Annotated in this window: 16 protein-coding genes; 5 read left to right on the top strand and 11 right to left on the bottom strand. The window is 63.7% G+C overall.

Going from position 1 to position 12,683, the window contains the following annotated elements; genetic code table 11:
- Positions 1 to 63: 63 nt before the first annotated feature.
- Both FAX90_RS16165 and dinB read right to left on the bottom strand, forming a co-directional pair.
- Positions 64 to 648, bottom strand: a complete 585-nt coding sequence (locus tag FAX90_RS16165; protein WP_144098528.1) for a nitroreductase family protein — start codon at positions 646 to 648, stop codon at positions 64 to 66.
- Between the two features lie 68 nt (positions 649 to 716).
- Entirely contained in the window at positions 717 to 1,841 is a 1,125-nt protein-coding gene (dinB, locus tag FAX90_RS16160; protein WP_240704953.1) for a DNA polymerase IV, read from the bottom strand.
- A 148-nt stretch (positions 1,842 to 1,989) separates the two neighbouring features.
- Here dinB and FAX90_RS16155 point away from each other — a divergent pair, with 148 nt between their 5' ends.
- A complete protein-coding gene (locus FAX90_RS16155; RefSeq protein ID WP_240704952.1) occupies positions 1,990 to 3,216 on the top strand; it encodes a multidrug effflux MFS transporter in 1,227 nt (408 codons plus the stop codon).
- Here the strand turns inward: FAX90_RS16155 and FAX90_RS16150 are convergent.
- A complete protein-coding gene (locus FAX90_RS16150) occupies positions 3,213 to 4,643 on the bottom strand; it encodes a helix-turn-helix domain-containing protein (RefSeq protein ID WP_144098522.1) in 1,431 nt (476 codons plus the stop codon). The two genes, FAX90_RS16155 and FAX90_RS16150, sit on opposite strands and share 4 nt — an antisense overlap.
- Positions 4,644 to 4,809: 166 nt before the next feature.
- Here FAX90_RS16150 and FAX90_RS16145 point away from each other — a divergent pair, with 166 nt between their 5' ends.
- Together FAX90_RS16145 and FAX90_RS16670 are read left to right on the top strand one after the other, a co-directional pair.
- Positions 4,810 to 6,408, top strand: coding sequence for an isocitrate lyase (locus FAX90_RS16145; protein ID WP_144098520.1), 1,599 nt, complete (start codon positions 4,810 to 4,812; stop codon positions 6,406 to 6,408).
- An 80-nt stretch (positions 6,409 to 6,488) separates the two neighbouring features.
- Positions 6,489 to 6,659, top strand: a complete 171-nt coding sequence (locus tag FAX90_RS16670; RefSeq protein ID WP_170235018.1) for a hypothetical protein — start codon at positions 6,489 to 6,491, stop codon at positions 6,657 to 6,659.
- A gap of 95 nt (positions 6,660 to 6,754) precedes the next feature.
- On the opposite strand, the gene FAX90_RS16140 is transcribed toward FAX90_RS16670, so the two are convergent.
- From FAX90_RS16140 to leuC, 8 genes are all read right to left on the bottom strand, one after another.
- A complete protein-coding gene (locus tag FAX90_RS16140; RefSeq protein ID WP_144098518.1) occupies positions 6,755 to 7,519 on the bottom strand; it encodes an NUDIX hydrolase in 765 nt (254 codons plus the stop codon).
- A gap of 217 nt (positions 7,520 to 7,736) precedes the next feature.
- On the bottom strand, positions 7,737 to 8,066 hold the full coding sequence (grxD, locus tag FAX90_RS16135) for a Grx4 family monothiol glutaredoxin (protein ID WP_144098516.1): 330 nt from the start codon (positions 8,064 to 8,066) through the stop codon (positions 7,737 to 7,739).
- Between the two features lie 34 nt (positions 8,067 to 8,100).
- Entirely contained in the window at positions 8,101 to 8,334 is a 234-nt protein-coding gene (locus FAX90_RS16130) for a BolA family protein (RefSeq protein WP_066761407.1), read from the bottom strand.
- Between the two features lie 84 nt (positions 8,335 to 8,418).
- Positions 8,419 to 8,742, bottom strand: coding sequence for a DUF1476 domain-containing protein (locus tag FAX90_RS16125; RefSeq protein ID WP_144098514.1), 324 nt, complete (start codon positions 8,740 to 8,742; stop codon positions 8,419 to 8,421).
- A 23-nt stretch (positions 8,743 to 8,765) separates the two neighbouring features.
- Positions 8,766 to 9,362, bottom strand: coding sequence for a 3-isopropylmalate dehydratase small subunit (gene leuD / locus FAX90_RS16120; protein WP_144098512.1), 597 nt, complete (start codon positions 9,360 to 9,362; stop codon positions 8,766 to 8,768).
- Between the two features lie 71 nt (positions 9,363 to 9,433).
- Positions 9,434 to 9,592 carry a hypothetical protein gene (locus tag FAX90_RS16115; RefSeq protein ID WP_240704951.1) on the bottom strand — a complete coding sequence of 53 codons (159 nt, stop codon included), beginning with the start codon at positions 9,590 to 9,592 and terminating at the stop codon, positions 9,434 to 9,436.
- A gap of 41 nt (positions 9,593 to 9,633) precedes the next feature.
- A complete protein-coding gene (locus FAX90_RS16110) occupies positions 9,634 to 10,161 on the bottom strand; it encodes a DNA-deoxyinosine glycosylase (protein ID WP_144098510.1) in 528 nt (175 codons plus the stop codon).
- 22 nt (positions 10,162 to 10,183) lie between these two features.
- Positions 10,184 to 11,611, bottom strand: coding sequence for a 3-isopropylmalate dehydratase large subunit (gene leuC, locus FAX90_RS16105; protein WP_144098508.1), 1,428 nt, complete (start codon positions 11,609 to 11,611; stop codon positions 10,184 to 10,186).
- A gap of 69 nt (positions 11,612 to 11,680) precedes the next feature.
- Between leuC and FAX90_RS16100 the strand changes: the two genes are divergently transcribed.
- Positions 11,681 to 12,199, top strand: coding sequence for a sterol desaturase family protein (locus tag FAX90_RS16100; RefSeq protein ID WP_144098506.1), 519 nt, complete (start codon positions 11,681 to 11,683; stop codon positions 12,197 to 12,199).
- Between the two features lie 52 nt (positions 12,200 to 12,251).
- On the top strand, positions 12,252 to 12,590 hold the full coding sequence (locus tag FAX90_RS16725; RefSeq protein WP_205700716.1) for a hypothetical protein: 339 nt from the start codon (positions 12,252 to 12,254) through the stop codon (positions 12,588 to 12,590).
- Positions 12,591 to 12,683: the final 93 nt, after the last annotated feature.

The following is a 12,683-nucleotide window of genomic DNA, read 5'->3' as shown; positions in this document are numbered from 1 at the left end:
GATTTCATCAGGTTTCGCGAATTTATCTGCCCCATGCGGCATCGATGCAACGCGGCCGGCCTTTCAGCCGGGTGAAAAGCTGCCCGGCTGAAGAATGGCGTCGACCGGCTTGCGACCTGAAGGCTGTTCCTTTTCGCGCAGGTCTTCAGGCAGGCGCTGCGGATCGGCGCGGCGGCCGATGGCCACGGCCGCTTCCAGCCGGTGGGTATCGGGGATGGCAAGCGCCTTTTCCGCCTTGCCGAATTCGATGCCGGTCATGCCATGGGCGTGATAGCCCATGGCCGTCGCCTGAAGGGCAAGGTTCGCCCAGGCCGCGCCCGCGTCGAAACTGTGGCTGTGCGAAGGCGATCCGTCCTTGCTTTTCGTGGTTCCGCGATCGGACACGATGAACAGCAGCGCGCCCGCCGCGTCGGCCCAGCCCTGGTTGAACGGGACCAGCAGGTCGAGAAACCTCGCCCAGTTCTCGTCACCGTGAAGGGCGTAAAGGAAGCTCCACGGCTGTGCATTGAATGCGGACGGGGCCCATCCGGCCGCCTCGACGATGACTTTGAGGTCTTCCAGCGGCAGGGCCGTCTCGTCGAAGGAACGCGGGGACCAACGCTCCACGATCAGGGGGACGATCTTTTCGTGTGCGTCGCGCTCGGTCATGGCTGTTTCGATTCCTGTTGCCTTGTGAAGGGGGTGATCTGGTGATCGAATCCCAACCTGCAAGGGTGTCAGAACAGGTCCAGCTGCGCGCTTTCCCCCCGGCGAGAGGAGTTGGCTCCGTCCAGCTTGGACAAAGTCAGCCCCATCAACCGGATCGGGCGGGGCAAGGGCAGCATTTCGGACAGGAGCGCATGACCGATCCGGCCGAACTCTGCCTTGTCCGCGACGATGCGCGGCAAAGTGGCGGCGCGGCTCTGGATCGTGAAGTCGTTGTACTTGAGCTTCATCGTGACGGTGCGGCCCGTCGCCTGGGCGCGTTCGATCCGTTCCCACACGATGTCGATGATCCGGTCCATCGCCTCGCGCAGTTCGGCCGGGCTCGACAGGTCCTCGTGGAACGTACGTTCGCCGCCCACCGACTTGCGATTGCGGCTGGCGCGGACCTGTCGCAAGTCGATCCCGCGCGCCGCGCGGTAGAGATAGTCTGCAAAGCTGCCGAAATTGGCGCGGAGGAAGGCAAGGTCCTTCGTCGCGAGATCGGCGCCGGTTTCTATGCCCAGCCGCGCCATCTTTTCCGCGCCCTTGGGGCCGACCCCGTGAAAGCGTTTGACCGGCAGCGTTGCAACGAAAGCCGCGCCGTCACCGGGGCGGATGACGCACAGGCCATCGGGCTTGTTCTGGTCGCTGGCCAGCTTGGCGAGGAACTTGTTGTAGCTGACCCCGGCACTGGCGGTGAGGGCGGTTTCCTCCCGGATGCGGCGGCGGATTTCCTGCGCGATGCGCGTGGCCGAACCCAGTCCGCGCAAGTCCTCGGTCACGTCCAGGTACGCCTCGTCCAGCGAAAGCGGTTCGACCAGCGGGGTATAGTCATGAAAGATCGCGCGGATCTGGCCCGATACCTCGCGATAGACGTCGAAACGCGACTTGCGGAAAATGAGGTCGGGACAAAGCCGTTTTGCCGTCACCGACGGCATGGCCGAACGCACGCCGAACTTGCGCGCCTCGTAACTGGCCGCGGCCACAACGCCGCGCCCCGACGATCCGCCGACGGCAACCGGCTTGCCGCGCAGCGAAGGCTCGTCGCGCTGTTCGACGCTGGCGAAGAAGGCGTCCATGTCGACGTGGATGATCTTGCGCAGCCCTTCGGCCTCGCCTTCCTCGTCGTCGTCGTCTTCCCGGATCGTCTCGCTCACGGCGACGTTCCATAGCGCAAGGCCCGGCCACTTGTCAGGCGAACAAGTACCGATTGCGACAATCGCGCGGCCCGATTTGCCATTGCGGCAATGACCTATCGGGCGCATGAGGCTGCCGATGTTCCGACTGCCGACGCCACCCGATAAATTGAGCCGAACCGAATTCACGGTCATGCTCGCCTTCGTGATGGCGCTGCAGGCGCTGGGCATCGATGCCATGTTGCCCGCCCTGTCCGACATCGCCGCCGAACTGAACGTACAGGACCCGAACGATCGTCAGCTGGTCGTCGGCACGTACCTGATCGGCATGGGCGTCGGGGCGCTGATCTTCGGTTTTCTTGCCGACCGCTTCGGGCGGAAGCCGGTGCTGCTGGGCGGTATCGGGACATATTGCCTGTTCGATTTCGGGTGCATGATCATCACCGATTTCAACACCATGCTGGTCTTTCGCTTTGCCAATGGAATGGTCGCGTCGGCCGGCAGCGTCGTTGCCAATGCCATCGTGCGCGACCGGTTCGAAGGCGACGCCATGGCGCGGGTCGTGTCGATGATCGCGGTGGTCTTCATGATCGTGCCGGTGCTTGCTCCGACGATCGGGCAGATGATCCTGTTGTTCGCGGGCTGGCGTGCGATTTTCGGCATGATGTTCGTGACCGGCGTGACGATGTTCCTGTGGGTGCTGTTCCGCCTGCCCGAAACGCTTGCCGCCGATGAGCGTCAGTCGCTCAAGTTCGGGCGGCTGATGCACAATTTCCGGCTGGTCATCACCAACCGCGATGCTTTCGGCTACATCTTCGGGGCGATGCTCGTGTTCGCGGGGCTCTATGGCTACATCAACTGCGCCGAACAGCTGGTGGGTGAACACTTCGGGCTGGGTCAGCGGTTCGCCTATGTCTTTGGCGCGATGGCGGTGTTCATGGCGCTGGCGAACTTCGTCAATTCGCGCATCGTCGAACGGTTCGGCGCGCGGCGGGTCAGTCATACGGCACTGCTGGTCTTCGTCGTCACCGGCCTTGCCCAGCTTGTCGTCGCGTGGGCCGCGCCGGACAACTTCTGGCTTTTCGCGCCGCTGATGACGGTGAACCTCGGCCTCATCGGATTCCTGGGCGGCAATTTCAGCTCGATCGCGCTGCAACCGTTCAAGCATTTCGCGGGCTCTGCCTCTTCGCTGCAGACGACGATTCGCGTCGGCGGCGGCGCGGCGCTGGGTGCGATCGTGGGCGCGGCCTACGATGGGACGGCCCGTCCGTTGGGCGCGGCGCTGTTCGGGCTGTCGCTGCTCGGCGTGCTGCTCATCCTCTATTCCGAACGGGGCAAGCTGTTCCGCCGCCGCAAGGAAACGATCGCGCAGGTCGAAGGCGAGGGCCCGGCCTAGTCGCCCGCAAAGGCGAAAGGCACGCCGGTATCGCGATTGTCGTCGGGCCGCAGCTCGCGCCCGATGGGCGGGGCGGACCGGGCGATGCAGTGCGGACGGTGGCACAACCGGCAGGCGACCCCGATCGGCGTCGTGTCGTCTGCATCCAGGCCATCGGAATAGATCACGTGCCCGGCATGGTCGGCGGTGCAGGCCAGCGCGACCGCGCGAGTGGCGCGCGGGGCGTCCCACGATCCGCCCCCGGCTTCGACCGACCGGGAGATGGAAAAGAACTTCTCCCCTTCCGGCAGTTCCAGCCATTGCGGACGGATGCGGCCCGGCGTTTCGAACACGGCGTGCACGTTCCACAAGGGGCATGACCCGCCGGTCCGCGCGAAAGGGAACCCCGCGCCGTCCAGCCGTTTGGAGACGTTGCCCGCCCGGTCGACGCGCAGGAAGAAGAAGGGAACGCCTTCTTCTCCGGGCCGGCCCATCGTGGTCAGGCGGTGGGCGATCTGTTCGAAGCTGGCGGCAAAGCGGCGGGACAGCGCCTCTATGTCGTGGCGCGTCTGGCGCGCGGCGCGCAGGAAGGGGCGGTACGGCATCAGCAGCGCTGCGGCCCAGTACCCGCTCAACGCCCGCTGCGCGAGGCGGCGGGCGTTCTCTCCCGAAAAGCGGCCCTCTATCACTTGTGTCTGGATCACCTGCCGCGCTTCCAGAAGAGCGATCTGCAGGGCCAGCTGGAACCGGCGGCCCGGATTGTCGAGAAGATTGGAGATCAGGACCTGTTCGCGGTGCCGGTCGTGCCAGCGCAGCGAACCAAGGATCAGTTCGGGATCGGAAAATCGCACCTTCTGGCCGTGCTTGCGGGACAGCCGGGCAATGAGGGCGTCGGTCGAAACCGATTCCTCGCGCGATTGGGCGGCGGCCATTTCCTGCGCGACTTCGGCGGCGTGATCGTCGAGCGCCGGAAAACAGTTGCGCCGCGCGGCCAGGAAAGCGCGTGCTTCGCCCACCGGATCGCTGGACGCGGTGGGCGCGCCTTCGCCGCTGGCCATCTCGCGCCGCTGGGCATGGGCCATCTGTTCTTCGGTAAAGGCGGTGTGCAGGCGCAGCAATGCCTCTGCAAATCCGGGATAGCTGGTGGCGATGTCCGCACTGTCCAGCGCGGGCAGGTCGATGTCATCGAAGATCGGCTGCTTTAACGTTGCCTGCAGACGCTTGGCCAGATCCTCGCCCCCGTCGTCGGCAAGGCTGGCGATGTCGATCTTGTACGTGGTTGCCAATTTCAGCAGCAGGTCGGCCGTCACGGGGCGCTGGTTACGCTCCATCAACGCGACATAGCTGGGCGAAATGTCGAGATCGGCGGCCATGTTGGCCTGAGTCAGGCCAAGGTCGCGCCGCACGCGTTTCAGCCGCGGTCCCATGAAAAGCGCCTTGCGAACCATCGAATCCCACACTCCCTACACCGATCGAGTGAAGGACATTACAACATTACAGCCGATTTTTGTAAAGTTTGACATGATGACACCGCAGGCCGTTCCGCAGCGCACAATTTCGCATCATAAGCAGGCCATCGGATTTAATCATTTTCGAATCGTGAGGGCTTGAACAATGACCTACCAGCAGACCATCGCGTCCCTGAAGGACACGATCGAGGGCAACGGCGCGCCGTGGAACGCCATCGACGCCGAAAGCGCGGCTCGCATGAAGCTGCAGAACCGCTTCAACACTGGCCTCGACATCGCGAAGTACACCGCGAAGATCATGCGCCAGGACATGGCGGCCTATGACGCGGACCCGGCGAACTACACCCAGTCGCTCGGCTGCTGGCACGGGTTCATCGGTCAGCAGAAGATGATCTCCATCAAGAAGCACTTCGGCACGACCCGTCAGAAGTACCTCTACCTGTCGGGCTGGATGGTTGCCGCCCTGCGCAGCGAGTTCGGCCCGCTGCCCGACCAGTCGATGCACGAAAAGACCACGGTTCCGGCCCTGATCGAGGAGCTTTACACGTTCCTCAAGCAGGCCGACGCCCGCGAACTGGGCATGATGTTCCGCGACCTTGATGCAGCGCGTGAGCGTGGTGACGAGATCGAGGCGAAGCGCATCGAGCAGGCGATCGACAATTACGAAACGCACGTCGTTCCGATCATCGCGGACATCGACGCCGGTTTCGGCAACCCGGAAGCGACCTACCTGCTGGCCAAGCAGATGATCGAAGCCGGTGCCTGCGCCCTGCAGATCGAGAACCAGGTTTCGGACGAAAAGCAGTGCGGCCACCAGGACGGCAAGGTTACCGTTCCGCATGAGGACTTCCACCAGAAGATCCGTGCGATCCGCTATGCCTTCCTCGAACTCGGCGTGGATGACGGCATCATCGTCGCTCGCACCGACTCGCTGGGCGCTGGCCTGACGAAGCAGATCGCGTTCACCAAGGAGCCGGGCGACCTGGGCGACCAGTACAACTCGTACCTCGATTGCGAAGAGGTCGATGCATCGAACCTTGGCAACGGCGACGTGCTGATCAGCCGCGACGGCAAGCTGCTCCGTCCCAAGCGCCTGCCTTCGAACCTGTACCAGTTCCGTTCGGGAACGGGTGAGGACCGCTGCGTCCTGGACGGCATCACGTCGCTTCAGGCCGGTGCCGACCTGCTGTGGATCGAAACCGAAAAGCCGCACATCGGCCAGATCGGTGGAATGGTGAACCGCATCCGCGAAGTCATTCCGAATGCCAAGCTGGTCTACAACAACTCGCCCAGCTTCAACTGGACGCTGAACTTCCGCCAGCAGGTCTATGACGCCTGGGAAGCGGCAGGAAAGGACGTGTCGGCATTCGACCGGGCAAAGTTGATGAGCGTGGATTACGACGGCACCGAACTGGCTGCCGAGGCCGACGAGCGCATCCGCACCTTCCAGAAGGACGCGGCGGCACAGGCCGGTATCTTCCACCACCTGATCACGCTGCCCACGTACCACACGGCGGCGCTGAGCACGGACAACCTGGCCAAGCGTTACTTCGGCGAAGAGGGCATGCTCGGCTACGTCCTCAACGTCCAGCGCGAAGAAATCCGCCAGGGTATCGCCTGCGTGAAGCACCAGAACATGGCCGGCTCCGACATCGGGGACGACCACAAGGAATACTTTGCCGGCGAAGCGGCCCTCAAGGCCGGCGGCAAGGACAACACGATGAACCAGTTTGCCGCGGCCTAAGGCACGGCAAACCGGAAACCAGATGAGAGTGCAGAACTGAAAGGCCGCTCGAAGGGCGGCAGATCGAAGGAGCAAATGACATGAGCACCGAAGAAACGACCCGCCCCGAACAGCGTCCCCGTGCAATCTTCAGCAACGCGGACTTCCCGATGCTGAAGACCGCGGTCGCCCACTACGCCCGGACCTGCGAGGACCCGGCAGAGGCGAACCGGTATGCCAACCTTCTCCACCGTCTCGGCCGCGCCGGCTGAACGGTTAGAAAAGAACATGACGCGGCCCGCTTGAGGGAGAGGGTCGCGAAACTCCGAACGGCGCGGGGGCAATATGCTCCCGCGCCTTTTTTTGCCTATTCCCGGCGCATGGTATCCAGCGGCTGGGCATAGGGCGGGTAACCGTGACCGTCCGGCACGGAGAGGTAGCGCGTGCCATTCTGCTCGATCACGACCGGGCTGACCGAACGCGGAGGAATGGCCAGAGCCTGCTCGCGCGCATTTTCGAAACTGCCCAGATGCGCGATCCGCAACAGGTTCATGCGCGTCGGGAACATCAGTTCTTCCTCGCCCGTGTCCGCGCGTTGCAGCATGGCCTGCGGCGTGATCCAGAAATGCTCCGTCGTCTCCGATCCGTCTGCGGACAAGTCGACCGCCCCGGTGCCGAGGTCGGCGATAAGGAAATGCGTGTCGAACCGGCGCTTGATTTTCATCGGCGGCAACCAGCGCGCAAAGGGGACGAGCCTTTCCGCCACGATCGCCAGGCCAAGCCCCGCGAGAATTTCGGCCAGCGGCATGCCCGAACAGAGCCTGGCGCGGGCCTCGACCGCCTGGGCCGCGCTCACCTGACCATCGACTCCGACAAGCAGGCCCGCTTCTTCCAGCGTCTCGCGCACGGCGGCGACGCGGGCGGCGTTCCATTCGGCATCGCCGGGCATGTCGGCGGCAAGCTCGTGATCGGCCGGATCGACCCGGCCACCGGGAAACACCGCCGCGCCCCCGGCGAAGACCAGCTCTTGCGAGCGGCGCACCATCAGGATTTCCGGACCGCTGACGCCGTTGCGAAAGGCGATCAGGGTCGCGGCCGGGATGCCGGGGGAAGGGTTCTGGCTTGCAGTCATGTCGGAATTCTTGACAGTCGGCGGGTTCGTTGCGGAAGCCCCAAATGAAGAAACCGCGGAATTCCGCGGTTTCTTACGACTTGGCACGCTTCATGCAAGCCTTGTGAGTGTTCAAACGCAATTTCCGTTGCACCCGAAAGAAACGCCGAACACGCGGGGTTGTCGTATTGGTCTCCGACAGCCCCGCGAGCATACGGGACGGGCCGGAGCGCCATGGTCAATCCGCCTTCGCGACCTGCTTTTCGTTCATCAGCTGCTGCAGTTCGCCTGCCTCGAACATTTCCATCATGATGTCGCTGCCGCCGACGAATTCGCCCTTAACGTAAAGCTGCGGGATGGTCGGCCAGTCGGAGAAAGACTTGATTCCCTGACGGATTTCCATGTCCTGCAGAACGTCGACCGAACCGAAGGCGACACCGCAATGATCGAGGATCGCGACCGCGCGGCTGGAAAAGCCGCACTGCGGAAAGAGGGGGGTGCCCTTCATAAAAAGGACGACATCGTCAGCCGTGACGATATCCTGGATGCGCGCGTTTACGTCGGACATGTAATTCAGTTTCCCGTGAAGAATCTCGTGCAGTTCACTTGGGAACCGAAGTGGTCAGTTGCAAGGCGTGGAGTTCCCCGCCCATGCGCCCGCCCAGCGCCTCGTACACGGCCTTGTGCTGCGCCACGCGCGTCATTCCGGCAAAACTGGGCGATACGACGTGCGCGGCATAGTGATCCCCGTCGCCGGCAAGATCGGTGATCGTGACCTCGGCATCGGGAAGGGCGGCGCGGATCATGGATTCGATCTCACTGGCCTGCATTGCCATGATGAATTTGCCTTTCGCGCCCTTGCGGGGGCGCACTGTCGGTATTTCTTACAGCCCCGATACGGGCCCGATGCGGAGACGCGATCAGACCTCGCCGAGGTACTGGCGGCGGGCTTCGACCATCTTTTCTTCGAGCGCGGCGCGGACCGTGGCGTCGTCGACGTCGAGCCCGGCTGCGGTCATGTCGCCCAGAAGCTTGCGGATGACGTCCTCGTCACCCGCTTCCTCGAAGTCGGCCTGGACGACGGCCTTGCGATAGGCCTCCGTCTCGGCATCGCTCAGGCCCATCTTGGCCGCGGCCCATTCGCCGACCAGCCGGTTGCGGCGGGCGGTGATGCGGAACAGGGTTTCTTCGTCGAGTGCGAACTTGGCTTCCTCGGCGCGTTCGCGGTCACGGAAATCGGTCATGGCAGTTTCCCTTGCAGATAAGATCAGGCTGCACGCGGCCCGGAAAGAAATGGAAGAGCGGACGCGGTCTTCGCCTCATAGGCCGAAATCGCGTCGCCGCGAGTCATCGTCAGGCCGACTTCGTCGAGCCCTTCGATCAGGCAGTGTTTGCGGAACGGGTCGACTTCGAACTCGAACCGGTCCTGGAACGGGGTCGTCACCGTCTGGTTTTCAAGGTCGATCGAGATGTCTTCCTCGGCCGCGACTTCAAGCAGGCGGTCCACCTTGTCCTGCGGCAGGACGACGGTGAGGATGCCGTTCTTGAAGGCATTGCCCGAAAAGATATCGGAAAAGCTGGGCGCGATTACGGCCTTCACGCCCATGTCGAGCAAGGCCCAGGCGGCGTGTTCGCGGCTGGACCCGCAGCCAAAGTTGTCGCCCGCGATTAGGATCGGCGCGCCCTTGTAGCGTTCGGAATCGAAGATATTGTCCGGATCCTGCCGAACCGTCTCGAACGCGCCCTTGCCAAGGCCTTCGCGCGTGATGGTCTTCAGCCAGTGCGCCGGGATGATGACGTCTGTGTCGATGTTCTTCGCGCCATAGGGAATGGCACGGCCTTCGATTTCGCGGATCGGTTCCATGCACTTTCGCCTAGATGAAGCGGCCCCCCGCCTCAACACGAATCTCACCCGGTCGGGGCGCGAAACGGCGCTCAGTCCGTTTCGGGCGTATCCACTGGCGGCGTCGTCGTCTTCTTTTCGGCCCGTTCCTTGCGGCGCGAGGCGTAGAGAAGCGCGGCGGTCAGCGCGGCGGAGCCGATCGCGGCACCGGCCATGGCGGCCTTTCCGGTCCAGTTCTTGTCGTCGCTCACGTAGAAGATCCTTGTCTGTCGTTTCCTCTGTCACGAACCGATCATGCGCCGGTTTCGCAACTGCTGTCCTTGCGCTCGGTCAGAAACGGGCGAAGCGCAAGCCACTTGTCGGTCTTTTCCGCAAGGCTCATCGCGGCAAAGGCCGGGCTGCTGGACGGAAGATCGAGCAGGGCGAGGTCCGTTTCGGCCCCGATCAGCCGCCTGCCGATGCGCGCCGCCGTGCCTCCGTTGAAGCCGATTGCGGCAAGATTCGGCAGTTCGGCGACAAGATCGTACAGGGCGTTTCCCTCAACCTCGCGCAGCGCGGCATCGAGGCTCCCCTCGCGTTTTCCGCTCTTCACCACGTCCCACAATCCGATCCCGTGATCGAGCAGGACGGCCAGCCGGTCTTCGTATTCCAGTGCAGGCAGATCCACGCCGATGACCGCGCCGACCAGGTGCCAGAAACGGTTCTGCGGATGGGCATAGTAACGTGCCGCCCGCAATGAAGCTTCACCCGGCAGGCTGCCGAGCAGGAGCAGGCGGGTATCGTCCCGGACGACAGGCGCGAAAGAGGACTTGCGGGTCAGCGTATCGGGCCGCCCGCCGCCGTCAAAGTTCGCGGACGTCGGTCAGGTGGCCGGTTACCGCCGCTGCCGCCGCCATCGCGGGGCTGAGCAGGTGAGTGCGCGCTCCCGGACCCTGCCGGCCCACGAAGTTGCGGTTGCTGGTCGATGCGCAGCGTTCGTCTGCGGGCACTTTGTCCGGGTTCATGGCGAGACAGGCCGAACAGCCCGGTTCGCGCCATTCCAGCCCCGCATCGGTAAAGACCTTGTCGAGGCCCTCTTCCTCTGCCTGTCGTTTGACGAGGCCCGATCCGGGAACCACGATGGCCCATTTCACGCCATCGGCCTTCTTGCGCCCGCGCAGCACGTCGGCGGCGGCGCGAAGATCCTCGATCCGGCTGTTGGTGCACGAACCGATGAACACGTTCTCGACCGCGATGTCGGACATCTTCATGCCCGGCGTCAGGCCCATGTAATCGAGGCTGGCCTGCGCGGCCTTCTGCTTCGACGGGTCGGCAAAGCTGGCCGGGTTGGGGACCACACCGCCAATGGCGACGGTGTCTTCGGGGCTGGTACCCCAGGTAACGGTCGGCTGGATGTCGGCGGCGTCGATGTGGACCGACTTGTCGAACTTCGCGCCCGGGTCGGTGGGAAGCGTCTTCCACCAGGCCAGCGCCTTGTCCCAGTCGTCGCCGGTGGGGGACATCGGGCGGCCTTTCACATAGGCGAAGGTCTTTTCGTCCGGCGCGACGAGGCCTGCGCGCGCGCCGCCTTCGATCGCCATGTTGCACACGGTGATACGGCCCTCGACGCTCATGTCCTCGAACGTGGAGCCGCAGAATTCGATCACGTGGCCGGTACCGCCGGCCGTGCCGATGACGCCGATGACGTGCAGGACGACGTCCTTGGGCGTGACGCCTGCGGCCAGCTTGCCCTCGACGCGGACTTCCATCGTCTTCGACTGTTTGAGCAGCAGCGTCTGGGTGGCGAGGACGTGTTCGACCTCGCTCGTCCCGATGCCGAAGGCCAACGCGCCAAGCCCGCCGTGTGCCGCCGTGTGCGAATCGCCGCAGACGATGGTGGCGCCGGGCAGCGAGAAACCCTGTTCCGGCCCGACGACGTGGACGATGCCCTGTTCAAGGTCGGCGTCGCCGATCAGGTGAACGCCGAATTCGGGCGCATTGCGTTCCAGCGCCTCAAGCTGCTGCGCGCCTTGCGGATCGGCGATGGGCACGCGATTGCCCGCAGCATCGCGGCGCGGCGTCGTCGGCAGGTTGTGATCGGGCACGGCCAGCGTCAGATCGGGACGGCGCACCTTGCGGCCCGAAACGCGTAGCGCCTCGAAGGCCTGAGGGCTGGTCACTTCGTGAACGAGGTGACGGTCGATATAGATGAGACAGGTGCCGTCATCACGGCGTTCGACGACGTGGGCGTCCCAGATCTTCTCGTAGAGAGTGCGCGCTTTTTCAGTCATGATGAGCGCGCATTTGCGCGTCTGAGCCGCCGATTGCAAGCATTGACGCAGGTGAGTATCAGGGTTGCCATGGGACTGACCGAAAAGATCCTGATCGTGCTGGCCAGCGTCGCGGCGATGGAAATCGTCGCTTGGGTTTCGCACAAGTACATCATGCACGGCTTCGGCTGGGGCTGGCACCGCGATCATCATCAGCGGCACGACGGTTTCTTCGAAAAGAACGACCTCTACGCCCTTGTCGGCGCGGCGATGAGCATTTCGATGTTCGCGCTGGGCAGCCCGCTCGTCATGGGCGCGGATGCGTGGGAACCGGCGACATGGATCGGCGTCGGAATCCTGGTTTACGGCGTGATCTACACGCTGGTTCACGACGGGCTCGTCCATCAGCGCTGGTTCCGCTACGTCCCGCGGCGCGGATATCTGAAGCGGCTGGTCCAGGCGCACAACCTGCACCATGCAACGCACGGCAAGGAGGGCGGGGTCAGCTTCGGCTTCGTGATCGCCCGCCACCCGGACAAGCTGAAGCAGGACCTGATGCGCCAGAAGCGCGAGGGCAAGGCCCGGCTGCGCAAGTCGCAAGGCGCCTGACGGTTCCGAATTTCAAAGGGGCGGATTTCAAAGCCCCGATTTCAAAGCTTAGGTGAAAAAATGGACGCGCCGGGCCGGTTTGGTTCCGGCTCCGGTCGCGTCCGCTGTCTTCAGTGCGTTGTCAGCAGATTTCGTAGCTGTGCGCGTCGAACAGCCGATGGCCGTCCTTGGCGACAGAACGATACGGAAAGGCGTGATTTTCGATCAACCTTCCGAAGCTTTCCGCTTCCTTGCAATGCTGCATCCGTTCCGCAGGCGTCTTCGCGCATTGGGCCCGGATCAGTTCGACCTGCTCATTAAGCAGGAGGCTGTTGAAGTCTTCCATGGTGCCGCTCTCCCCTCGGCAGACATGCTGGCATCGGCCCGCCCTTGGGAGACGGGTCTGGTCTAATAGGCTTGCTTGTATGGGTACTCGCGCGCCGGAATCGGCTATAGCACGAATGATGCGCAAAGTCCCGCACTTTGCGCATTTATGTTGCGCGTG

The organism is Croceicoccus sediminis (genome assembly GCF_007570835.1).
In the GTDB taxonomy this organism is placed as follows: domain Bacteria; phylum Pseudomonadota; class Alphaproteobacteria; order Sphingomonadales; family Sphingomonadaceae; genus Croceicoccus; species Croceicoccus sediminis.
The sequence above is the reverse complement of the archived record's forward strand: the minus strand, read 5'-3'. Positions and strand labels throughout refer to the sequence as shown.

Bases quoted from the DNA above. Each gene is read 5' to 3' on its own strand.
- grxD (WP_144098516.1), bottom strand. From the start codon at position 8,066: ATGTCCGACGTAAACGCGCGCATCCAGGATATCGTCACGGCTGACGAT.
- FAX90_RS16140 (WP_144098518.1), bottom strand. From the start codon at position 7,519: ATGACTGCAAGCCAGAACCCTTCCCCCGGCATCCCGGCCGCGACCCTG.
- FAX90_RS16130 (WP_066761407.1), bottom strand. From the start codon at position 8,334: ATGGCAATGCAGGCCAGTGAGATCGAATCCATGATCCGCGCCGCCCTT.
- FAX90_RS16145 (WP_144098520.1), top strand. From the start codon at position 4,810: ATGACCTACCAGCAGACCATCGCGTCCCTGAAGGACACGATCGAGGGC.
- FAX90_RS16100 (WP_144098506.1), top strand. From the start codon at position 11,681: ATGGGACTGACCGAAAAGATCCTGATCGTGCTGGCCAGCGTCGCGGCG.
- leuD (WP_144098512.1), bottom strand. From the start codon at position 9,362: ATGGAACCGATCCGCGAAATCGAAGGCCGTGCCATTCCCTATGGCGCG.
- leuC (WP_144098508.1), bottom strand. From the start codon at position 11,611: ATGACTGAAAAAGCGCGCACTCTCTACGAGAAGATCTGGGACGCCCAC.
- FAX90_RS16150 (WP_144098522.1), bottom strand. From the start codon at position 4,643: ATGGTTCGCAAGGCGCTTTTCATGGGACCGCGGCTGAAACGCGTGCGG.
- FAX90_RS16670 (WP_170235018.1), top strand. From the start codon at position 6,489: ATGAGCACCGAAGAAACGACCCGCCCCGAACAGCGTCCCCGTGCAATC.
- FAX90_RS16125 (WP_144098514.1), bottom strand. From the start codon at position 8,742: ATGACCGATTTCCGTGACCGCGAACGCGCCGAGGAAGCCAAGTTCGCA.
- FAX90_RS16165 (WP_144098528.1), bottom strand. From the start codon at position 648: ATGACCGAGCGCGACGCACACGAAAAGATCGTCCCCCTGATCGTGGAG.